The sequence below is a fragment of the Ruegeria sp. H6 genome, assembly GCF_056532975.1.
The window spans coordinates 419,721-440,632 of record NZ_JBQFOA010000002.1 but is presented as its reverse complement, the minus strand read 5'-3'; the positions used below and the strand labels follow the sequence as shown (position 1 = coordinate 440,632).

Annotated in this window: 20 protein-coding genes; 11 read left to right on the top strand and 9 right to left on the bottom strand. The window is 59.1% G+C overall.

Features of this window, described 5'->3' with window-relative positions; translation table 11 throughout:
• Positions 1-124: 124 nt before the first annotated feature.
• Both ACR0AG_RS06855 and ACR0AG_RS06850 read right to left on the bottom strand, forming a co-directional pair.
• Positions 125-901, bottom strand: a complete 777-nt coding sequence (locus ACR0AG_RS06855; RefSeq protein ID WP_480837527.1) for a Bax inhibitor-1/YccA family protein — start codon at positions 899-901, stop codon at positions 125-127.
• Between the two features lie 174 nt (positions 902-1,075).
• Positions 1,076-1,294, bottom strand: coding sequence for a DUF1127 domain-containing protein (locus ACR0AG_RS06850; RefSeq protein ID WP_480837526.1), 219 nt, complete (start codon positions 1,292-1,294; stop codon positions 1,076-1,078).
• Positions 1,295-1,421: 127 nt separating this feature from the next.
• Between ACR0AG_RS06850 and ACR0AG_RS06845 the strand changes: the two genes are divergently transcribed.
• Positions 1,422-2,303: a LysR family transcriptional regulator gene (locus ACR0AG_RS06845; protein ID WP_480837525.1), complete on the top strand. Its 882-nt coding sequence runs from the start codon at positions 1,422-1,424 to the stop codon at positions 2,301-2,303.
• 3 nt (positions 2,304-2,306) lie between these two features.
• Here ACR0AG_RS06845 and ACR0AG_RS06840 read toward each other — a convergent pair whose 3' ends face one another.
• A complete protein-coding gene (locus ACR0AG_RS06840; protein WP_480837524.1) occupies positions 2,307-3,263 on the bottom strand; it encodes an NADPH:quinone oxidoreductase family protein in 957 nt (318 codons plus the stop codon).
• 343 nt (positions 3,264-3,606) lie between these two features.
• On the opposite strand from ACR0AG_RS06840, the gene ACR0AG_RS06835 reads away from it, so the two are divergent.
• From ACR0AG_RS06835 to ACR0AG_RS06825, 3 genes are all read left to right on the top strand, one after another.
• The gene (locus tag ACR0AG_RS06835; RefSeq protein WP_480837523.1) at positions 3,607-3,978 is read left to right on the top strand and encodes a helix-turn-helix domain-containing protein; all 372 of its coding nucleotides are present in this window, start codon (positions 3,607-3,609) and stop codon (positions 3,976-3,978) included.
• Positions 3,979-4,023: 45 nt separating this feature from the next.
• Positions 4,024-4,815 carry a histidinol-phosphatase gene (hisN, locus tag ACR0AG_RS06830; protein ID WP_480837522.1) on the top strand — a complete coding sequence of 264 codons (792 nt, stop codon included), beginning with the start codon at positions 4,024-4,026 and terminating at the stop codon, positions 4,813-4,815.
• Positions 4,816-4,933: 118 nt separating this feature from the next.
• The gene (locus ACR0AG_RS06825; RefSeq protein WP_480837521.1) at positions 4,934-6,268 is read left to right on the top strand and encodes an 8-oxoguanine deaminase; all 1,335 of its coding nucleotides are present in this window, start codon (positions 4,934-4,936) and stop codon (positions 6,266-6,268) included.
• A 4-nt stretch (positions 6,269-6,272) separates the two neighbouring features.
• Here ACR0AG_RS06825 and guaD read toward each other — a convergent pair whose 3' ends face one another.
• Positions 6,273-7,562, bottom strand: a complete 1,290-nt coding sequence (gene guaD / locus ACR0AG_RS06820) for a guanine deaminase (protein ID WP_480837520.1) — start codon at positions 7,560-7,562, stop codon at positions 6,273-6,275.
• Positions 7,563-7,702: 140 nt separating this feature from the next.
• Between guaD and mgtE the strand changes: the two genes are divergently transcribed.
• Complete coding sequence (mgtE, locus tag ACR0AG_RS06815; RefSeq protein WP_480837519.1) at positions 7,703-9,097, top strand: magnesium transporter; 1,395 nt, start codon at positions 7,703-7,705, stop codon at positions 9,095-9,097.
• Complete coding sequence (locus ACR0AG_RS06810; protein ID WP_480837518.1) at positions 9,094-9,654, top strand: 5-formyltetrahydrofolate cyclo-ligase; 561 nt, start codon at positions 9,094-9,096, stop codon at positions 9,652-9,654. Before mgtE ends, ACR0AG_RS06810 begins: the two co-directional genes overlap by 4 nt.
• Before the next feature lie 6 nt (positions 9,655-9,660).
• Here ACR0AG_RS06810 and ACR0AG_RS06805 read toward each other — a convergent pair whose 3' ends face one another.
• Entirely contained in the window at positions 9,661-9,894 is a 234-nt protein-coding gene (locus ACR0AG_RS06805; protein WP_480837517.1) for a putative hemolysin, read from the bottom strand.
• 86 nt (positions 9,895-9,980) lie between these two features.
• Between ACR0AG_RS06805 and ACR0AG_RS06800 the strand changes: the two genes are divergently transcribed.
• The 3 genes from ACR0AG_RS06800 (at position 9,981) to ACR0AG_RS06790 (ending at position 13,506) form a co-directional block, all read left to right on the top strand.
• Positions 9,981-10,796 (top strand): TIGR00282 family metallophosphoesterase, encoded by an 816-nt coding sequence (locus ACR0AG_RS06800; protein ID WP_480837516.1) that lies wholly within the window; start codon positions 9,981-9,983, stop codon positions 10,794-10,796.
• Positions 10,797-10,884: 88 nt separating this feature from the next.
• Positions 10,885-12,663, top strand: coding sequence for an SLC13 family permease (locus tag ACR0AG_RS06795; protein ID WP_480837751.1), 1,779 nt, complete (start codon positions 10,885-10,887; stop codon positions 12,661-12,663).
• Positions 12,664-12,762: 99 nt separating this feature from the next.
• Complete coding sequence (locus ACR0AG_RS06790; protein WP_480837515.1) at positions 12,763-13,506, top strand: YbaY family lipoprotein; 744 nt, start codon at positions 12,763-12,765, stop codon at positions 13,504-13,506.
• A 9-nt stretch (positions 13,507-13,515) separates the two neighbouring features.
• On the opposite strand, the gene ACR0AG_RS06785 is transcribed toward ACR0AG_RS06790, so the two are convergent.
• The 4 genes from ACR0AG_RS06785 to ACR0AG_RS06770 all read right to left on the bottom strand — a co-directional run bounded on the left by ACR0AG_RS06785 (position 13,516) and on the right by ACR0AG_RS06770 (position 18,642).
• Positions 13,516-15,177 carry an FAD-binding dehydrogenase gene (locus tag ACR0AG_RS06785; protein WP_480837514.1) on the bottom strand — a complete coding sequence of 554 codons (1,662 nt, stop codon included), beginning with the start codon at positions 15,175-15,177 and terminating at the stop codon, positions 13,516-13,518.
• A gap of 11 nt (positions 15,178-15,188) precedes the next feature.
• Positions 15,189-16,046 (bottom strand): bile acid:sodium symporter family protein, encoded by an 858-nt coding sequence (locus ACR0AG_RS06780; RefSeq protein ID WP_480837513.1) that lies wholly within the window; start codon positions 16,044-16,046, stop codon positions 15,189-15,191.
• A gap of 72 nt (positions 16,047-16,118) precedes the next feature.
• Complete coding sequence (locus ACR0AG_RS06775) at positions 16,119-16,853, bottom strand: glutamine amidotransferase (protein ID WP_480837512.1); 735 nt, start codon at positions 16,851-16,853, stop codon at positions 16,119-16,121.
• Positions 16,854-16,869: 16 nt separating this feature from the next.
• Entirely contained in the window at positions 16,870-18,642 is a 1,773-nt protein-coding gene (locus ACR0AG_RS06770; protein ID WP_480837511.1) for an SLC13 family permease, read from the bottom strand.
• A gap of 111 nt (positions 18,643-18,753) precedes the next feature.
• On the opposite strand from ACR0AG_RS06770, the gene ACR0AG_RS06765 reads away from it, so the two are divergent.
• Both ACR0AG_RS06765 and ACR0AG_RS06760 read left to right on the top strand, forming a co-directional pair.
• Positions 18,754-19,494, top strand: coding sequence for a YebC/PmpR family DNA-binding transcriptional regulator (locus ACR0AG_RS06765; protein ID WP_480837510.1), 741 nt, complete (start codon positions 18,754-18,756; stop codon positions 19,492-19,494).
• A 135-nt stretch (positions 19,495-19,629) separates the two neighbouring features.
• Positions 19,630-20,904, top strand: coding sequence for a permease (locus ACR0AG_RS06760; protein ID WP_480837509.1), 1,275 nt, complete (start codon positions 19,630-19,632; stop codon positions 20,902-20,904).
• The last annotated feature ends 8 nt before the right edge of the window (positions 20,905-20,912 follow it).

Below are 20,912 nucleotides of genomic sequence, written 5' to 3'. Positions count from 1 at the left end.
CTGTTAAGACAAAAACCCCTGCCAATTCGGCGGGGGTTTTTTGTTGTCTGGCGATGGGTGCGCAACAAAGAAAAAGGGCGGCTCGAATGTCGAACCGCCCTTTGAAGCTTATTGCCTGTTTGCGTTATTCGCGGTTGCCGAACAGCTGCAGCAGGAACATGAACATGTTGATAAAGTCCAGATACAGGCTCAGCGCGCCCATGATCGCGGCTTTGCCCAACCATTCCTGATCACCCGAATGCGCCATCTGCAGATAGGTGGTCTTGATGTTCTGCGTATCGTATGCGGTCAGACCGGCGAAGATCAGAACACCAATCGCCGAGATAGCGAACATCATTGCAGGCGACTGCAGGAAAATGTTGACGATCATCGCGACGAACAGGCCAATCAGGCCCATGATCAGGAACGTGCCCATTGCGGACAGGTCTTTCTTGGTCGTGTAGCCATAAAGCGACAGACCGGCGAACGCGATCGCTGTGATCAGGAAGACCTGCATGATCGACTGGCCTGTGAAGACCAGAAAGATCCAGCTGATCGAAACGCCCATGACAGCGGCAAATACGTAGAACACCAGCTGTGCTGCTGCCGCAGACATGCGATTGATGCCAGCGCTAAAACCGAACACAAACAGCAGCGGGGCAAACATGATCACCCAACGAAGCGGTGAGGTGAACAGCGATGCACCGAGACCGGTCAGCATCGTACCGTTGCTCATCTGCGCAGCCGCCGCCGACGGATCGCTTGTGGTGGCCAATCCGGAAATGGCCCAGGCTGCTGCAAATGTAATCAGCATGCCGACGGACATTGTGCCGTAGACCTTGTTCATATGGGCGCGCAGGCCCTCATCAATCTCGGCAGAGCGCGCGCCGGCTGCTGTCCGGATCGTGTCGAATTGTGCCATTAAAAGGATCTCCCTTCATTCATCTGTTCGCAACCCGCGAATGCGGGCTGGTTTCCCAGCAAATATCGGAGAGTCAGGCCCGCGTTTCAAGGGTTTTACGTCTAAAACGCGATATTTCGAGGCTGAAATCGTCAGGCCGCCCGGTCAGGCGGCCAAAACGGGGATTATTTTGCGTTAATGGTTCTGTTTGAACCAGTTAGCGGGCGCATCCCAGAGCGGACGGGCAGCCTCTTCCCGGGCTTTTTCGCGGCTCACACCGATGTCGTCCAGGATGTGATCTTCCAGACGTCCCAGGGCGCGGCGTTGCCGGGCAATGCCGACAAGGTGCCAAATGCCGCCCAGGCCAATTGACCGGTTGGATGCTTTGGGTCGTGAAAGAGCGATATGGGTCATGGCTGCTTCCCTTTCTCTGTTTCGTGATGCTTTGATGAATTTAAATCACCGACCTTGATGTATGTGGCATGATGTGACATATTTTAAAAATGAATGTTTTTGACGTGATCCATAAGGAATGTTGAACATGCGAAATCTGGACATCACGACTTTGCGGTCTTTTGTGGCGGTCGCCGACCATGGCGGCGTAACCCGAGCGGCAGGGTTTCTGCACCTGACGCAATCGGCCGTTTCCATGCAGCTCAAGCGTTTGGAAGAATTGCTGGGCCTCGAACTGCTGGACCGCAGCGGTCGGACAATTGCCTTGACCGCCTCGGGCGAGCAACTGCTTGGGTACGCGCGTCGGATGATCGCGTTGAATGACGAAGTGATTTCAAAACTAACCGACCAAGCCTTTGAAGGAGAGGTGGTTCTGGGGGTGCCGCATGACATCGTCTATCCGGCCATCCCGCGTGTTCTGAAGCGTTTCAATGCGGAATTCCCAAGAGTGCGCGTTCAACTGGTTTCGTCCTACACAGTGCAGCTGAAGGAAATGTTCCAGCGTGGCGAGTGTGACCTGATCCTGACGACCGAGGCGACCCGGGCGGAGGGGGCCGAAACGGTTGCGGAACTGCCCCTGAAGTGGATCGGGGCCCCGGGCGGGTCAGCTTGGCGCAAGAATCCGATTCCCCTGGCGCTGGGTCGGCGTTGCATGTTCCGCCCGCAGGTCATAGCGGCGCTCGACGCGGCAGGCGTTCCCTGGGAATTGTCGGTTGAGACAGAAAATGACCGCACCATCGAAGCGACGGTCAGCGCTGATTTGGCCGTGCACGCGATGCTGGACGGGACCGAGGCAGCGCATCTTGAGCAAATTGACTCGGGTGGGTTACTGCCCGAACTGCCAGAGCATTTCATCAATCTTTACGGGCAGGAGGGTCAGAAAGATCCTGTGGTCAACGCGTTGATTGGCCTTGTCCGGCAGAATTTCCAGATGCTCGGCGGTGCACCTTTGCGGGCTGTGGCCGGATAGCGCCTAAGGCGTGATGACAACTTTGCCGGTCGACTTCCTGTCTTTCAGCAGTTGCAATCCTTGCGCGGCGTCGCGCAAGGGCAGCGTGTGGCTGATATGAGGTTTGATGCGGCCCTCGGAATGCCAGCGGAACAGGGTGTCAAAGCTTTCGCGAATAATGCGGGGCGCAAAGGTCAGATACCCTCCGATGTAGACGCCAATCACGCTGAGGTTCTTGACCAGCAAATGGTTCGCCGGAATCTGCGGTATGTCACCTCCGGCAAATCCGATGGGCAGCAAACGGCCCTCGGGGTTCGTAGCACGAAAGGCAGCCTTGAAAACGTCGCCCCCGATCGCGTCATAGACCACATCCGCGCCGCCCAGAGACAGCACGCGCGCGCGCAGATCTTCGCTTGCGTCGATCAGATGATCTGCGCCTGCCTTTTGTGCGACGGCCAGTTTCTCGGCCCCGCGCGCCTGGGCGATCACGGTGGCGCCCATTAGCTTGCCGATTTCCACAGCGGTCAGTCCGACGCCACCAGCGGCCCCTGTCACAAGAAGCGTCTCACCGGGTTGCAGCCGGGCGCGGTGCTGCAGGGCAATGTGGCTGGTGCCATGGGCGATCTGGATCGCTGCGGCGTCTTCGAATGACATGGAATCAGGGATCGCAATCACCCGGTCCGCGTCAAAAACGCCAAACTCGGCCAGACCGCCCTGACCGGAATACAATGCGACCCGGTCACCGGGTTTGACGCTGGTAACACCGTTGCCGACCTTATCGACGACCCCGGCGATTTCCATGCCGAGTGTAAATGGCAGCGGTGGTGTGTCCTGATAGGTTCCCTTCTGCATCAGCAGGTCCGCAAAGTTGAGGCCGCAGGCCCTGATTTTCACGCGTATCTGACCGTCTGACGGCTCGGGAAGATCGATCTCGCACAGCTCTGCGCCGGTCTCTGCGGATTGTTTGCGATATGCCAGCATGGCGGCCCCCTGATGATCTGAGCGCATTGGCGGGGGCTGCCCCTGGATTGTCAATTCGAATCTCTAGGAAGGGGCAAGTCACCGCGATGCCAGCCGAAACTGTTTCCGAACAAGGGATAAGCGGTTGTGATTTGAAATTTTGCACAACCGTAAACAACTATTCGTAATCAGGAATACAACCCGCTTGAAAAAAAATCTGAATGCAGCAATATTGTTGGTCAGTGCCGTTCGGGGGGCATGTTCCGAGTTAGGGGGGTCTTAATCACCGACACGCTAGGATTCGCGGGTATGGTTGGTTTGCCGACTTTCCGGATGGTTGTTTGAGTTACAAAGGAGAAGACATATGACCCATCACGTCGATGTCCATGTGGGCAAGCGCGTACGGCACCGTCGCTGGCTGATTGGTATGACCCAACAGCAGCTGGCGCAGCAGGTTGGCATCAAGTTTCAACAAATCCAGAAATATGAAACAGGTGCAAACCGGATCAGCGCGTCTCGTCTTTGGGACATTGCCGAGGCATTGGATGTACCGGTCAGCTTCTTCTTCGAGGGCCTTGAAGAATCGGAAAAGAGCGAAGCAGAGAAAAAGTCGGTGCCTGCCGATCTGATGGGGGATAAAGAGGCGCTGGATCTGGTTCGGTCCTACTATGCCATCCCTGAGAATCAACGCCGTCGTCTGTTCGAACTGGCGCGGGTCCTGAGCGACGTCGCCTGACAGAACACGCTTGACAACGGGGTGTCGGCACAGCACGGGTAAACCATGCAGGACTCCCCATATAGCGACCTTGAAATAGCAGAAGAAATGGCCGACGCGGCGCGGGCGGCCATTCTTCCTTTTTTCAGACAACCCAATCTGGAAGCGGACAACAAACTGGACGCAGGGTTTGACCCGGTGACCATTGCCGACCGTGAGGCCGAAAAGGCGATGCGTGCCGTATTGGCGGAACGCCGCCCCGAAGACAGCATCCTGGGTGAGGAATTCGGCCCGAGCGCGGGCACAAGCGGACGCACCTGGGTTCTCGATCCCATTGACGGAACGCGCGGTTTTATCAGCGGAACACCGACCTGGGGCGTTTTGATCGCCTTGGGAAACGACTCTGGTCCGTTTCTGGGCGTCATTGATCAACCTTATATCGGAGAGCGCTTTGTGGGCGTTGATGGCAAGGCGCATGTGACTGGTCCGATGGGGACCACGCAGATGGCCACCCGATCGACGCAATCCTTGAGCGATGCGATCGTTTTCACCACATTCCCCGAGGTAGGAACACCGCAAGACGGCGAGGCTTTTCGGGCAGTGGCCAAAAACGCCAAGCTGACGCGATATGGAATGGATTGTTACGCCTATGCGCTTCTGGCGTCAGGGCAGGTCGATCTGGTGATCGAGGCTGGTCTGAATGCCTATGACATTCAGGCCCCTATTGCCCTGATCCACGCGGCCGGTGGTGTCGTCACCGATTGGCAAGGCAATCCGGCACATAATGGCGGGCGTGCCTTGGCCGCGGCAAACCCGGAAATTCACGCCGCAGCGCTGGAAATATTGCGCGCGTATTGATCCCTGTTGAAACCGGCGCGCGCGCGATCTAACCTGATCAAGGCCGGTTCTTGAGCCCGTTTTCCACCGGCGCAACACACTCTGATGCATGAGGCGGGCATTTGCAGGGGTGTGTGATATGTCCGAAATATTGATTCGAAACGCCGACGTGATCCTGACGATGGATGACGCGCGGCAAGAGCTTGTGAACGCTGATATCCTGATCCGGGACGGCCAAATTGCGCAGCTTGGGCAGGGGCTTACCACCTCGGGCGAGGTTCACGACGCGGCTGGCTGTGTCGTTACGCCGGGATTGGTGAACACCCATCATCATCTTTACCAGACGCTGACTCGGGCCGTGCCGGGATGTCAGGACGCCTTGCTGTTTGGTTGGCTGCAAACGCTCTATCCGATATGGGCCCGGTTCGGCCCGGATGAGATGTTCACTTCGGCGCAGATTGGGTTGGCCGAATTGGCCCTTTCGGGCTGCACGCTCAGCTCGGATCACCTGTACCTTTACCCCAATGGCGCGCGACTGGACGACACCATCGCGGCGGCGGCCGAGCTGGGGTTGCGGTTTCATCCGACCCGCGGCGCCATGAGCATAGGCGAAAGCGATGGCGGGTTGCCGCCGGACAGTCTTGTCGAACAAGAGGCGCGCATCCTTGATGACATGATCCGTGTGGTTGACCGGTTTCACGACACCTCCGACGGGTCGATGTGCCGGGTTGGCCTGGCCCCATGCTCGCCGTTTTCTGTCAGTCGTGAGCTGATGCGCGACGCGGCGGTGCTGGCGCGGGACAAGGGGGTCATGCTGCATACCCATCTGGCAGAGAATGACGAGGATATCGCTTATTCTCGGGCCCAGTTCGGGTGCCGCCCCGGACAATACGCCGAGGAACTGGGCTGGACCGGGGCTGATGTCTGGCACGCCCATTGTGTCAAACTGGACGCGAACGAGATCAACCTGTTTGCCCGAACAGGAACCGGCGTGGCCCATTGCCCCTGTTCAAACTGCCGGTTGGGCTCGGGCATTGCGCCGGTGCGTGCGATGCGGGACAGCGGCGTGCGTGTCGGGCTGGGGGCCGATGGCTCTGCCAGTAACGACAGTGGCAGCCTGTTCGAAGAGGCGCGTCAGACGCTGTTGTTGCAGCGGGTTGTGAACGGGGCCGATGCGATGTCGGCCCGCGAAGCGCTTGAGATCGCCACGCGCGGCGGGGCCGATGTTCTGAACCGCCCGGATTGCGGGCGGCTGATGCCAGGCAAACGCGCTGATCTTGCCATCTGGGACATAAGCGGCATCGACAGTGCCGGCAGCTGGGATCCGGCGGCGTTGCTGCTTGCGGGGCCGACGCGGGTCAAACATCTATTCGTCGATGGGCGTCAGATTGTACGCGACGGGCGTGTAACAACCATCGACATGCCAAAAGTGATCGAGCGCCAGAATACGCTTGCGCGGCGCTTGCGCGACTAGGGGGTCATTGCCCGGCCGGTTTGCCACCGATCCAAACATCTGCCACGGCGCGGTCGTCGCCCATCATGATCGTGGGAAACACCGCTTCCCAAAGGTCCTCCGCCCGGGCCTCTCGCTGGGCGATATCCGGGGTCGAGGCGAGGTCGAGCACGACCAGATCAGCCTCCATACCCGGTGCGATATTGCCGATAGCGTCGTCCATCCGAAGCGTACGCGCCGAGCCGACCGTACCCAGCCAAAGCAGTTGTGCCGGGTGCAGCGGAGCCCCGCGCAACTGGCCGATTTCGTAAGCCGCCGCCATCGTGCGCAGCATCGAGAAACTCGACCCGCCCCCGGTATCGGTCGCCAGTCCCACCCTGTGCCCGGCCCGCATCAGCCCCTCCATATCGAACAGACCCGAGCCGATGAAGGTGTTGGATGTGGGGCAATGGATCAGAGCGGCGTCAACCTCGCGCAGGCGGTCCCGCTCGCGCGGCTCAAGGTGGATGACATGACCATAGAGGCCGTTCGCGCCCAGCAGGCCAAACTTTTCGTAAGTGTCCAGATAGTCCCTCGCATCAGGAAACAACGACCGGACCCATTCAATCTCATCCGTTTGTTCGCACAGATGGGTCTGCATCAGACAGTCAGGATGTGCCGCCCAAAGCGCGCCCAGTGCCTCAAGCTGTTCAGGCGTAGAGGTTGGCGAAAATCGCGGCGTGATGGCATAGGACAACCGGCCGACGCCATGCCATTTTTTAAGCAGGGCCTGCGACTTGTCATAAGCCGAATGCGCCGTGTCACGCAGCCCGTCCGGGGCGTTGCGATCCATGCAGGTTTTGCCCGCCACGACACGTTGGCCCCGCGCTTGAGCCGCAGAAAAGAACGCATCCACACTTTCCGGGTGAATCGTGCAGAAACTGCACATCGTAGTGGTGCCATGGGACGCTGTCAGGCCCAGATACCGGTTGGCAATCTCGGCAGCATAGCCCGGATCGCCAAAACGCATCTCTTCGGGGAACGTATAGGTGTTCAGCCAGTCAATCAGCCGTTTGCCCCAACTGGCGATCATCGCGGTTTGCGGATAATGCACATGTGGATCGACAAATCCGGCCATGATCAGATGCGGCCCATGATCGCGAACCTTTGCCTCGGGATGCGCCTGGCTCAGGTCCGCAGAGGTACCCACCGCCTTGATCATACCATCCTGGATCACAACCGCTTCGTGCACTGTCACGGCTGCGCCCGGATCGCCATCGAAAGGCGAGCTGTCAAAGCTCAGAACGCGCCCTTTCATAAGCGTCTTTTGCGACATGTGCCCTGTTCCCCGCGCGAATTTGTGCTGCATCACAGCATAGGCTGGCGAAAGATGTGGGTAAATCCGAGCATTGTCATTGTTTTCCGGTAGCTGCTTCTTCTATTTAGGGGCCAATCATCGCGGAAAGAGGGCAGCGCATGACCACAGCCACTGACGAGGTCAAAACCGAGCCGTCGCAGGATGAAGATGCCTATGCGCTGGACCGCAAAACCGTTGCGGCAATCCTGTTTGCGGTGGACGTGGAGGATCGGGCCAAGCTGATCGAGCTGATGGAGCCGCTGCACGCGGCGGACATCGCCGACCTTCTGGAACAGATCAACCCCTATGACCGGACCCGCCTGATCCGGCTGTATGACAAAGAGTTCGACGGCGACATCCTTTCGGAACTGGAAGAGGCGGTCCGCGAAGAGGTCATCAGTGTTCTGAAGCCCGATGTTCTGGCCGACGCCGTTCGCGAGATGGAAAGCGACGACGTTGTCGACCTGCTTGAAGACCTCGAAGAGCCACAGCAGGAAACCATTCTGGACGCGCTGGAGGATTCTGAACGGATCGCGGCGGAACAGGCGCTGTCTTACCCGGAAAACTCGGCCGGTCGTCTCATGCAGCGCGAGGTTGTCATGGCGCCCGAGCACTGGACCGTCGGCGAGGCGATCGATTTCATGCGCGCCAATGACGAGTTGCCCGAGCAGTTTTATCACGTTGTATTGGTCGACCCGCGCCTGAAACCTCTGGCGCAGGTGATGCTGGGCAAGCTGATGGCCTCAAGACGAGAGGTTGAGCTGAAGGACATCACCGAAGAAGAGTTTCACATCATCCCGGTGGATCAGGACGAAGAAGACGTCGCCTATGCGTTCAACCAGTATCATTTGATTTCGGCACCGGTTGTTGATGCCGATGGCCGCCTTGTCGGCGTCATCACCATCGATGATGCCATGGTGGTGCTGGACGAGGAATACGAAGAAGACATGATGCGGCTGGCAGGTGTAAGCGACGAGAGCTCTTTGTCCGACAGTGTCGCCGCGACCAGCAAGCGTCGCTTGCCGTGGTTGGCGGTTAACTTGTGCGCGGCCATCTGCGCCTCGCTTGTCATCTCGCAATTCGAAGAGGCCATCGATCAATTGGTCGCGCTGGCCATTCTGATGCCGATCGTCGCGTCGATGGGGGGGAACGCGGGCACGCAATCGCTGACGGTGGCCGTCCGGGCCCTGGCCACACGCGATTTGACCGGATCGAACGTCGCGCGGGTTATTCGGCGGGAATTGTTGGTAGGGATGCTCAACGGCATGTGTTTCGCCATCGTTTTGGGTGTCGTGGGGATGATGTGGTTCAATTCTCCGATGCTGGGGGTCGTGATTGGCACGGCGCTGATTGCAAACATGATCATCGCCGGATTTTTTGGAACCGTAGTACCGGTGGTGCTGGATCGGCTTGGGGCTGACCCGGCGTTGGCATCGGGGACGTTTGTGACAACGACGACCGATGTCATGGGGTTCTTCATTTTCCTGGGGCTTGGCAGCGTGGTGCTCTTGTGACTGATCTGACTGAAATCAAGGTAGCCGCCCGTAAGGCCGCCTTTGCCCGCCGGAAAACCGCCTTTGACACCGCTCATCCGGGTGCCGCTGGGCGTCTGTCCGAAGTGCTGGCGGGTCATCGCGGGGTGCCGCTGTCGGGCTACATGCCCATCCGAACCGAGATTGATCCCTTGCCCGCAATGGCCGAAGCCTCGGCTTACGGACCCGTGGGCGTGCCGATGATCCAGGCCGCCGGGCAGCCCTTGAAGTTCTCTCGATGGACACCGGAAGGCGCGCTGAAAGACGGACCTTTCGGCGCGAAAGTGCCCCAGATCGACGACTATTTCGACCCGGAAATTCTGATTGTACCGCTGGTGGCCTTTGACGCCAGGGGCGGCAGGCTTGGCTATGGTGGTGGGTTCTATGACCGAACGCTGGAGGGTTTGCGCGCAAAGCGTCCGACCCTGGCGATCGGATTTGCCTTCGACGCCCAAGAGGCCGAAGATTTGCCTCTGGAACCCACTGACCAACCACTGGACATGGTGATCACAGAAAGCCGCGTGCTGACTTTCGGATAACCCTGTTCAGCCTGCATTATTTTCGCGGAAATAGTCCCAGGCATCGACCTCGCGCCCGTCGTTTAGGATACACACACCGGTCTGTCCGCCGTCTCCGTCCCGGATTTCATACGTGTTGCCGCTGTCGACACAGAATGTTGCTGCGGGGTTGGCAAGCTGGGTGCTTGCGTCCTGTGCCGTTGTGTCGTCACAAGCGGCCAGCGCTGCAAGGCCCAGAGTGAGCAGGAAATAGCGGGGCATGAAATCTCTCCTTCGGAAATTCAGGTCGTCGTCAGCTGCATTTTAACCGCTTGTGCTTATGATGCGCCACACTTAGGACAGGTTGGATGAGAATTCTGTTTCTTGGTGACGTCATGGGTCGCGCAGGGCGCGCGGCCATTCAACAACATCTCCCGCGTCTGCGCGACGAGTGGAGGCTGGATTTTGTTGTGGTCAATGGCGAGAATGCATCGAACGGAATGGGCCTTTCAGGCGATCACGCCAAGCTTTTGCTTAGCTCAGGCGCGGATTGCGTGACGCTGGGTGATCATGCGTTTGACCAGAAAGACATGCTGCAATTCATCGAATCCGAGCCGCGCATCGTGAGACCTTTGAACTTTGCCAAGGGTGCGCCGGGTCGGGGGCACCGGTTGTTCAACGCGCCGGGCGGGCGCAAAGTACTGGTGGTGCAGGTGCTGGGGCAGGTGTTCATGAAACGCCCGTTCGACGATCCGTTTTCGGCGATCGAGCCGGTTTTGAAATCGCATCCCCGCGGTGGTCAGGCGCAGGCGATCCTTGTTGACATGCATTGCGAGGCCACTTCTGAAAAGATGGCGATGGGCCATTACTGCGACGGGCGCGCAAGCCTTGTGGTTGGGACGCACACCCATGTGCCTACGGCGGATGCACAGGTCTTGCCGAGTGGGACAGGCTATCTGACCGATGCCGGCATGTGCGGCGACTATGACTCCGTCATCGGCATGGACAAGCAGGAGCCGATGCGCCGGTTTATCACCGGAATGCCCAAGGCGCGCTTTACCCCCGCCAATGGCGAGGCGACCCTGAGCGGCGTGTTTGTCGAAACCGATGATCGGGACGGGCGTGCCAAATCCGTTCGCATGGTACGTGTCGGCGGCAGGTTGGAGCAGGCCGGACCCGCGTGATCATGTCGGGCTTGCCCTGCCGCCACCAATGCGGGAAACTGCATTCGAGGCGCGGGTGCCAGATCAGGGTTCGGACAGAATACCACCAATGCAATTCCTTCAACTGACAGATACCGGCAGCGCGATCCTGGCGCTGATGATCGTCGCGGGCATGTTCCTGCTGTTCCTGCGCGAGGTCTATCCGACCGAGGTTGTCGCCATTGGCGGTGTGTCCCTGATGCTGGTGACGGGCATCCTGCCGTATCAAAACGCGCTGACCGTTTTGTCCAATCCCGCCCCGTGGACCATCGGGGCGATGTTCATCATCATGGGGGCGCTGGTCCGCACCGGGGCGTTGGATGCGTTTACCGCCACAGCGCAAAGCCAGGCACAAGTGAACCCGCGCATCGCCATCGGGCTGCTCATGGTTTTTGTGATCGTGGCCTCGGCCGTGGTGTCCAACACACCTGTGGTGGTTGTGATGATCCCGGTCTTTGTCCAGATCGCGCGCACGTTGAACGTTTCGGCGTCAAAACTGCTCATCCCGCTCAGCTATGCGGCCATTCTGGGCGGAACGCTGACATTGATCGGAACCTCGACGAACCTGTTGGTCGATGGTGTGGCGCGCGCGCAAGGCATGGCGCCCTTTACGATTTTCGAGGTGACGCCGCTTGGGATCGCACTGGTGATCTATGGCATGGTCTATCTGCGTTTTATCGCTCCGCGCCTGTTGCCGGACCGGGACAGCATGGCATCCATGCTCAGCGACCGATCCAAGATGAAGTTCTTCACTGAAGCGGTTGTGCCCCCTGAAAGTAACCTGATCGGGCGCGAGGTGACCGGCGTGCAACTGTTCAAACGACCCGGCGTGCGTTTGATTGACGTGATTCGCGGGGATGACTCGCTGCGTCGCAACCTCAAAGGGGTCACACTCAACGTAGGCGATCGGGTGGTTCTGCGAACCGAGATGACCGAATTGCTGAGCCTGCAGAGCAACAAAGAGCTCAAGCGCGTCGATCAGGTTTCGGCGGTCGAGACCAAGACGGTTGAGGTGCTGATCACGCCAGGATGTCGCATGGTCGGTCGCACATTGGGTGCGATGCGATTGCGTCGCCGTTACGGTGTTTATGTGCTGGCCGTCCACCGCCGGAACCAGAATATCGGGCGTCAGTTGGATGATCTGGTGGTTCGGGTCGGTGACACTCTGCTGCTGGAAGGCGCGCCAGCCGATATTCAGAAACTGGCGGCGGATATGGACATGGTCGACGTCGCTCAGCCCTCGGCTCGGGCCTTTCGCCGTAGCCATGCCCCAATTGCCATCGGAGCACTGGTTGGCATTGTTGCCCTGGCTGCGCTGGGTATCGCGCCGATCCTGCTGTTGTCCATCGTGGCCGTGGCCATCGTCCTGATCACCCGTTGCATCGACGCGGATGAGGCGTTTTCCTTTGTCGAAGGCCGCCTGCTGGCTTTGATCTTCGCGATGCTTGCCATCGGTGCGGCCCTGGACGAATCCGGTGCGGTTTCCCTGATCGTCGAGGCTGTCGCCCCGGGACTGAGCGCCTTGCCGCCCTTCCTGATCGTTTGGGCGGTCTACCTGCTGACCTCGGTTCTGACCGAGCTGGTGTCGAACAACGCGGTAGCCGTTGTCGTGACGCCCATTGCAATTGGTCTTGCGGGTGCTGTTGGTGTGGACCCGCGCCCTCTGGTCGTCGCGGTTATGGTCGCGGCTTCGGCGTCGTTTGCCACGCCCATTGGATATCAGACAAATATGATGGTCTATGGGCCCGGCGGATATCGGTTTACCGACTTTCTCAGGGTGGGTGTGCCGCTGAACCTGACCGTCGGGTTACTGGCCTCCCTGCTGATACCTTTGATCTGGCCGCTCTAGCATCGGCGCAGAATCGCCGCTTGCTGATGGCTCATCTTGTAAACTACGATTGTGGCACGATCTTTTATCAAAGTGATACTTCAAGCGGGGAAAACGCTGATGTCTGATGCCAAACAGAAATTGCTGGTCGCAACCCTGATGTCGGTCGCGATGGCGGGCGCATCGATTGCCGGTACCATCGAAGGGACCGCAACTTATCGCGAACGGATTGCCGTTCTGCCGGGCGCAACCCTTTACGTTGAGCTACAGGATGTTTCGCGCGCGGACGCACCATCGGTTACGCTGGCCTCGAAACGGTATGCGTTGACCGGTGTGCCTGCACCGTTTGAGCTCAGCTATGACGATGCGTTGATCGAAGAGGGCATGCGCTATGTGGTGCGAGCGTCGATGTTCAACGGGGACAAGTTGCTGATGACCACGGACACGGCGTACCCGGTTTTGACCCATGGCGGTGGCAACACGGTCGATCTTGTGCTGGTGCAGGCGTCCGGGGTTCAACCGGCAGGGTTGGAAAACACGAAATGGACCGCAATTGGGATTGATGGTGACGCGCTTGCAACGGACCGTCCGCCCGAGATCGAGTTCACCGATGGTGGAACCTTTGGTGGCAGCGGCGGCTGCAACCGGTTTTCGGGTCAGGCCGAAATCTCCGGGGATAGTTTGACATTCCCGGACAATATGGCGGCCACTTTGATGGCATGCCCGCCCCCGATGGAGGAGGTCGAAAGACAGTTCTTTGAGGCCTTGCAGCAGGTGACGAATTTCTCAATTGCCGGCGACAGCCTTGTGTTTCTGGACGAAACGGGCGCGCCTGTGCTGAAATTCATCCGGTCCGCGCCGTAACAAACGCCTTTAGGCGATTGCGCGCGATCGCCCGGCATTGCGACCGGAAAAGATGCAGCCTCCAAGGAACGTGCCTTCCAGCGCGTTGTAGCCGTGATAGCCGCCGCCGCCGAATCCGGCGACCTCACCCGCCGCAAACAGGCCTGGCACCGATTGACCGTTGGCATCCAGCATCTGACCGTCAAGGTTGGTGTGCAGCCCGCCCAGTGTCTTGCGGGTCAGGACATGCAGTTTGACCGCGACGAGCGGGCCGTTCGCCGGATCAAGGAACTTATGAGGCTTGGCCGTGCGGATCAGCCTGTCCCCGCGATAATTGCGGGCGGCCAGAATAGCCATCATCTGTGCATCTTTTGAGAACGGGTTGTCCACCTGAGAATCCCGTGCCTGGATCTGAGCGCGCAGATGCGCCTCATCAATCAGCCCATCGCCCAGATGGTTCATACCGTTCACAAGCTCAGTCAGAGTATTGGCGACGATGAAATCCGCGCCCTTTTCCTTGAACGCCTCGACCGCATCGGTGGCGCGGGATCCGGCCAGAATGCGCTGTTTGATTACTTCTTTCCAACTGCCTGACGTGAAATCGGGGTTCTGTTCCGACCCTGACAGGGCGAATTCTTTTTTGATGACTTTCTGCGTCAGCACGAACCAGCTGTAGTCATAGCCGGTTTTCAGGATTTCGCGCAGCGTACCCAAAGTGTCGAAGCCCGGCAGGCAAGGGGGCCGCATCCGGTTGCCACGCGCATCGAACCACATCGAACTTGGCCCGGGCAGGATGCGGATGCCGTGGTTCGGCCAGATCGGGTCCCAGTTGCGCACGCCTTCGGTGTAGTGCCACATGCGGTCGCCATTGATGACGTGGCCGCCGGCCTTTTCCGCAATGGGAATCATTCGCCCGTCCACATGAAACGGCACGCCTGCCACCATGTCCTTGGGCGGTGCACCCAGACGGTCGCGCGGCCAGCTTTTGCGGACCAGCTCGAAATTACCGCCAATCCCGCCCGATGTCACGATGACGGACGGGGCGTAGACTTCGAACTCGCCAACTTCGTCGCGGCTTGTTTTTCCACCGCGCTGGGTGGTGTCGTCGGCCAGAACCTCGCCCGATACCCCCTTGGTCGCGCCATTTTGCATGATGATGTGACTGACCTGATGGCGAAAGCGGGTCTGGATCAGGCCGGCATCGACATGCTCTTTGACCCGGCGCAAAAAGTGTTCCAGCACACCCGGGCCAGTTCCCCAGGTGATGTGAAAGCGCGGCACAGAGTTCCCGTGCCCATTGGCAAAAGATCCGCCCCGCTCGGCCCAGCCGACCACAGGGAACCAGCGCAAACCCATCTGGTGCAACCATGGCCGCATCTCGCCTGCTGCAAACTCGACGTAAGCTTCGGCCCATTTTCGGGGCCAGGCGTCTTCGTCGCGATCAAACTGCGCACTGTCCATCCAGTCGCGCAAAGCCAGATCGTGGCTGTCGCGAATGCCCATGCGGCGCTGTTCCGGGGTATCAACCATGAACAATCCGCCAAGGCTCCAGAACGCCTGACCACCCATGAAGTGTTCCGGCTCCTGGTCCAGGATAATTACGGATTTGCCCCGGTCGCCCAGCTCGGCTGCGGCGGCCAACCCGGCCAGCCCGGACCCTACAATAATCGCATCCGCAGTGTCTTTGGTCATGACATGTCCTTTCAGCGCCTGCGGAACCAGATGAGGAATGGCAGGACCACCGCATACATCGTGATCCCGTAGACTGCCGAAGGCAGGGCCAGCGGGCTGAACCCACTTTCGGTGCCTGTGATGAGCGCGGCAAGTGTAATGCCGAGGGTGGAGTTCTGGATGCCGGTTTCGATAGAGATCGTTTTGCTTTCATCCCACGACAGACTTGCTGCGCGGGCCAAGGTCAGCCCGATCAGTAAAAGCGCGATGTTCAAGGTGATCAGCCCGGTTCCCATGATGCTCAGGTTGTTGACAAAAAGCTGCCAGTTCGCGGCCAGGGCCGCCACCACCACCAGAATGAACAGGACCGTGGCCAGCGTCGACAGACCGGCCTCAATCCGGTTTGCAAACCCGGTTGCAAATCTGCGAAGTCCAACGCCGATTGCCACCGGAAGCGTTGTGATCAGGAACAAGGCAATGGCGAGCCCTGTGATCGACACTTCGGGCGCGTCTTCGGCCATGAAATGGCCAATCGACCACGCCGCCAGAACCGGAACGGTGACAATGGACAACAGGCTGATGACCGCCGTCAGGCTGACCGACAGCGCCACATCCCCCTTGGCCAGTTTCGACAGAATGTTGCTGGTCACTCCGCCAGGGCAAAAGCTGAGGATCATGAACCCCACGGCAATTCCCGGCGGCAAGGCGAAGAGCTTGACGGTGACAAATGCGACCACCGGCAGCAGCAATACCTGACACAATGCGCCGATGGCAAAGGCGCGTCGTCTGCTGAAGACACGGCGGAAATCGGCGATCTCCAGCCCGATGCCAAGCGACAACATGATGATCGCCAGAGAGACCGGCAGGCCGACACTTACTAGAAGATCCAAGAACAACTCCTCCCAAAGCCGTTCGGACCAGACTAAGCGAGGGTCAGAGGCGCAAGCAACCGCGCCGTTGGGTCATCGGTACCGTTCGGCAAAACGGCGCAGGATCTCGCCGGGTTGGGTGACCTCTGCTGCGTTGCAAAGATCAATCAGGGATTGCGCGTTCTCAGGCGGAAAATACCCGTGGTCCTTGTAGATGTTGATGCGCTGCTCAAAGTCCTTGGCATCCGCCTCGGGGTGAAACTGCGTGGCATAGACGTTCTGCCCGTATCGGATCATCTGAAACGGGCAGGGGGCGGAAGTGACCAGATGCACGCAACCTTCGGGCAAGGCTTGAACCGCTTCTTTGTGGCCAACGAAGGCTTGGAATTCGGGCAAAAGACCTTGGGTCAACGGATCGGTCTCGCCCGCTTCGGTCAGGCGGCACGAGGATGGGCCCACCGGCTCGCTGTATTGGTCTTTGCTGACGGCCCCGCCCAAATGCGCCGCCAAGACACCCAGGCCATAGCAGCATCCCATGTACGGGTGATCCTGTTCAGTGATTTGCGGCATCAGGCCCATGACCGCCCCTTCGATCCGGGCGTCCAGTGCGGGCTTGGTCACAGGGTCATCGCTGACACATCCGGGCCCGCCGCCGACAATCACGCCGGCATAGTCGCGCACCTGCAGACCGTCGGGCAGATCCTCGCAATCCAGGCGAATGCGGTGGGTTTCTTCGGGCGAAAGGCCGGTTTTGTCCAGAATCGCCGCATATTCGGCGTCCGATGCGTCGGTTTCAGGGCGCAGTTGCAGGATCAGAAAAGGTTTCATGCGCGGCAGATACCCATCAAAGCGGCCAGAACACAAGGATGGCGGGGATGGAAACCGCGATGATCAGGATTTCCAGCGGCAGACCCATGCGCCAATAATCGCCGAACCGGTAGCCACCGGGGCCCAGCACCAATGTGTTGTTCTTGTGACCGATGGGTGTGAGGAACGCGGCCGAGGCCGCCACGGCCACCGTCATCAGAAACGGATCGGGCGACACCTCAAGCGTGCGCGCCATCTGAATACCAACCGGTGCCGCCACAATGGCCGTGGCCGTGTTGTTCAGCACATCCGATAAGGTCATGGTGACGATCATCAGAACTGTCAGAATGGCCCAGGCCGGCAATCCATTGGTCAATTGGATCAACGCGTTTGCGATCAACTCTGTCCCGCCCGAGCTTTCGAGCGCGCTGCCCAGCGGTATCATCGAGCCCAGCAAAACCACCACGGGCCATTCGATGTGATTGTAGATATCGGCAATCGGCATGATCTTGGTCAGGACATAGGCGATCACCACCAACCCCAAAGCAATCGGCAGATAGATCAGCCCGACACTGGCAGCCAGAACGGCTGCTGCGAACAGACCAATCGCCAACCAGGCCTTGTCATTGGCCGTGACGTTCAGGCCGCGCTCGGCCAGCGGCAGGCATCCAAGCCATTCGGTAACATCCGCCCCGCGATCCCGTGGGCAGAGCAGCAGCAGAATGTCTCCGGGCTCAACCTCGGTCTTGCGGACCTGTTCCGTGATGCGGCGGCCCTGACGGGAAATGCCCATCAGGACGGTGCTTTGCCGCCACGCGAGCCCCAGCCCCTGCGCCGTGCGTCCGGTGATGCGGGCGCTTTCGGGCACGACAACCTCGACCACTTCTAACCCGTCGCCCTCGGCGGTCAGAACCTCCTGCCGTCGCGTGTCCGAAAAATCCAGCGTCAGGGCGGCGCGAAACTCGTCCAGCGCTTCAGGGCGGGCTTCGAGCACCAGCGCGTCGCCTTCGCGCAGCGTGGCGTGGGTTGACCGGCCATAGCGGCGCTTGCCGTCACGGATCAGGCCGATGATGGCCACGTCGGATTTCTCGGCTGCCTCATATAGCTCGCTGACCCTTTTTCCGATATGGGCAGAGCCCGGGGGGATTGTCAGCTCGGCGATGTATTCCGCCAGAACTTCGGTGGTCTCCTCTTGCGCGCCGCGATTGGGGATCAGGCGCCATCCGACCAGCGCGACGAACGCCAGACCCGCAATGGCCGCAATCCCGCCCACAGGGGCAAAGTCGAACATATGAAACGGCTCGCCCAGCGTCTCGGCCCTGATGGACGCGATAATGATGTTGGGCGGCGTCCCGATCAGCGTGGCCATACCGCCCAGAATTGTGGCAAAGCTCAGCGGCATGAGTGACAGGCCCACCGATCGCCCCGCCTTGCGCGCAGTCTGAATATCAACAGGCATCAGCAGCGCCAGCGCCGCCACGTTGTTCATAAACGCTGAAAGAACCGCGCCAATCCCGCCCATCAGCGCGATATGGGCCCCAAGGCCCCGCGAAGCGTCGACCAGAGTGCGGGTGATCATAAACACCGCCCCGGACCGAACCAACCCGGCCGAGACCACAAGAACCAGCGCCACGATGATGGTCGCCGGATGGCCGAACCCGGCAAAAGCATCGTCCACGGGCACCACGCCCAGCACGACCCCGATCATCAGCGCCGCAAAGGCCACCAGGTCATAACGGAAGCGGCCCCAAAGCAGCATTCCGAAAACACAAATAAAAAGCGCAAAGAGAATAATTTGATCCGTCGTCATGCGCTCACCATAACGGTGCATCCGGGTCGGGCAAGCCGGTCTCTTGATCCTGCCCCCATCAAACGTCTATATGAGCGCCGAATACGCAAACATTGATGACGAGGACGCACCATGGCAGGCCACTCAAAATGGGCCAATATCCAGCACCGCAAGGGACGTCAGGACGCCGCGCGGTCCAAACTGTTTTCCAAGCTGTCGAAAGAGATCACCGTGGCGGCCAAGATGGGCGACCCCGATCCCGACAAGAACCCGCGCCTGCGTCTGGCCGTCAAAGAAGCCAAGTCGAATTCGGTCCCTAAGGATGTGATCGACCGCGCGATCAAGAAATCCGTGGCCGGCGAAGGCGACGATTACGAAGAAATCCGGTATGAAGGCTACGGCCCCAACGGTGTCGCCGTAATTGTCGAGACAATGACCGACAACCGCAACCGCACCGCCTCCACCGTGCGTTCAACCTTTTCCAAAAATGGCGGCAATCTGGGTGAGACCGGCTCGGTCGGGTTCATGTTCGACCGTAAGGGCGAGGTCGTCTATCCTGTGGACGCGGGCGATGCCGACACGATTTTCGAAGCCGCGATCGAGGCTGGCGCCGAAGATGTCGAAAGCTCGGACGATGGCCACATCATCTGGTGCGCGGACAGTGATCTGAACGATGTCTCCAACGCATTGGAAGGTGCGCTGGGTGAATCGGAATCGACCAAACTGGTCTGGAAACCCACCACAACGACCGAGCTGGGTTTGGAAGACATGCAAAAGCTGATGAAACTGGTCGATGCGCTGGAAGACGATGATGACGTGCAGCGCGTTACCACGAATTTCGAAGCAACCGATGAGGTCATGGCGCAACTTTGACGTCATACATCAAAAATTCAGCAAAACCCGGCCACTGTGCCGGGTTTTTCATTTTGATAATATGCGCACCGGCTTGGCCGATTGGGTGGAACTGGGTACATTCAGGAAAACGGTGACATAAAACCAAAAGCGCGCATGGCAAAACAACCGACTGTACAGGCAAAGCGAAATGTCCCGGTTCTGGCGGGGCAGAGCATTCTGTCCCAGATTGCGTGGACCCTGGGCAGCCCGTCGATTGTGCTGCCGTTTCTGGCGGTTTCCCTGGAAATGCCCATGTTCCTTGCGGGCTCGCTGGTTTCGATCCGGATGTTTGGTGGCATGATTTCGGATGTGTTTCTGGCGCAACCGATTGCTGCGAAACAACAAAAGAAACGGGCGATCGCACTGACCGAGTTTGCAATTGGCGGCTGCTTGCTGATGGCGATGCTGATCGCCGCCACAGGTGTTGTTCCGCTGATTGCTATCGCCTTTGTCGCGGCGTTTTTTCTAATTGGCCTGATCGAGGAAAGCCAGTCCTTGATGTTCACGGACCTTCTGGGAGATCACGTGAAGTCAAAGTCCCGGATGTTGCTGAATTACCTGCAACTTGGCGCTGGCGGCCTGGCGGCCATCGGTATCGCCTTGCTGATCCACGAAATCACAAAGGAAAACCCGCCGTTTTCACGCCATTCCACTGTGATCGCCACTTCGGTTGCGTTCTTCCTTATGTCAGGGCTGTCGATATTGGCGATGCTGGAAATCTCCAAAAGCGACCGCGCATCGGCCGAGGCAAAACCGACGCAGCGACGCACCTTTAAAGAGATTTTCTCAGGGATCGTCGTCATGTTCGAACAGCCCTGGTTCCGGCGCTACATGACCATGCGTCTACCTTTGGTTGTCGTCTCTCTTTCCGTTCCATTTTTCGCCCTGATCGCAGCCGAGGCGCATCACGCGTCGACCAAAGGTTTGACTGCGATGATCGTGTCCTCGGCTTCGGGCTATCTGGTGTCGGCGCCCTTGTGGCAGGTGGTCAACATGAAATCCCATCGCGCGGTAATGGTGGCAGGCACAACGATGGTGGCCATCACAGGCGCGGTGTTGCTGAGCTTTCATTATCTCAAAATTGATCACGCCATCCATCTTCACGCGATTGCCCTGTTTGTAGTGACCGTTGCCGTGACCGGGGTCAGCAGCGCGCGTAAACTGTATTTTCTGGACGTGGCCCCCAAGGATCAGCGCGTTCAGGGCGCCGCAGCGGTCAAAAGCATTTGCCGTGTAGCCGCTGTGGTGCTGTCTGGCATCCTGGCTGCGGTTGCGCATATGCACGAGGTGTCATTGGCGATTGCCTTCATCTCTCTTGTCAGCCTGTGGTCTGCGTTTGCCTGTTTCCGGATCGTAACCCCCAGCAAAGGCGAACCCGTAAGCTCCTGATCGCGATT

Coding starts and splice junctions, on each gene's coding strand:
- ACR0AG_RS06855 (WP_480837527.1), bottom strand. CDS start 901: ATGGCACAATTCGACACGATCCGGACAGCAGCCGGCGCGCGCTCTGCC.
- ACR0AG_RS06850 (WP_480837526.1), bottom strand. CDS start 1,294: ATGACCCATATCGCTCTTTCACGACCCAAAGCATCCAACCGGTCAATT.
- ACR0AG_RS06845 (WP_480837525.1), top strand. CDS start 1,422: ATGCGAAATCTGGACATCACGACTTTGCGGTCTTTTGTGGCGGTCGCC.
- ACR0AG_RS06840 (WP_480837524.1), bottom strand. CDS start 3,263: ATGCTGGCATATCGCAAACAATCCGCAGAGACCGGCGCAGAGCTGTGC.
- ACR0AG_RS06835 (WP_480837523.1), top strand. CDS start 3,607: ATGACCCATCACGTCGATGTCCATGTGGGCAAGCGCGTACGGCACCGT.
- hisN (WP_480837522.1), top strand. CDS start 4,024: ATGCAGGACTCCCCATATAGCGACCTTGAAATAGCAGAAGAAATGGCC.
- ACR0AG_RS06825 (WP_480837521.1), top strand. CDS start 4,934: ATGTCCGAAATATTGATTCGAAACGCCGACGTGATCCTGACGATGGAT.
- guaD (WP_480837520.1), bottom strand. CDS start 7,562: ATGTCGCAAAAGACGCTTATGAAAGGGCGCGTTCTGAGCTTTGACAGC.
- mgtE (WP_480837519.1), top strand. CDS start 7,703: ATGACCACAGCCACTGACGAGGTCAAAACCGAGCCGTCGCAGGATGAA.
- ACR0AG_RS06805 (WP_480837517.1), bottom strand. CDS start 9,894: ATGCCCCGCTATTTCCTGCTCACTCTGGGCCTTGCAGCGCTGGCCGCT.
- ACR0AG_RS06800 (WP_480837516.1), top strand. CDS start 9,981: ATGAGAATTCTGTTTCTTGGTGACGTCATGGGTCGCGCAGGGCGCGCG.
- ACR0AG_RS06795 (WP_480837751.1), top strand. CDS start 10,885: ATGCAATTCCTTCAACTGACAGATACCGGCAGCGCGATCCTGGCGCTG.
- ACR0AG_RS06790 (WP_480837515.1), top strand. CDS start 12,763: ATGTCTGATGCCAAACAGAAATTGCTGGTCGCAACCCTGATGTCGGTC.
- ACR0AG_RS06785 (WP_480837514.1), bottom strand. CDS start 15,177: ATGACCAAAGACACTGCGGATGCGATTATTGTAGGGTCCGGGCTGGCC.
- ACR0AG_RS06775 (WP_480837512.1), bottom strand. CDS start 16,853: ATGAAACCTTTTCTGATCCTGCAACTGCGCCCTGAAACCGACGCATCG.
- ACR0AG_RS06770 (WP_480837511.1), bottom strand. CDS start 18,642: ATGACGACGGATCAAATTATTCTCTTTGCGCTTTTTATTTGTGTTTTC.
- ACR0AG_RS06765 (WP_480837510.1), top strand. CDS start 18,754: ATGGCAGGCCACTCAAAATGGGCCAATATCCAGCACCGCAAGGGACGT.
- ACR0AG_RS06760 (WP_480837509.1), top strand. CDS start 19,630: ATGGCAAAACAACCGACTGTACAGGCAAAGCGAAATGTCCCGGTTCTG.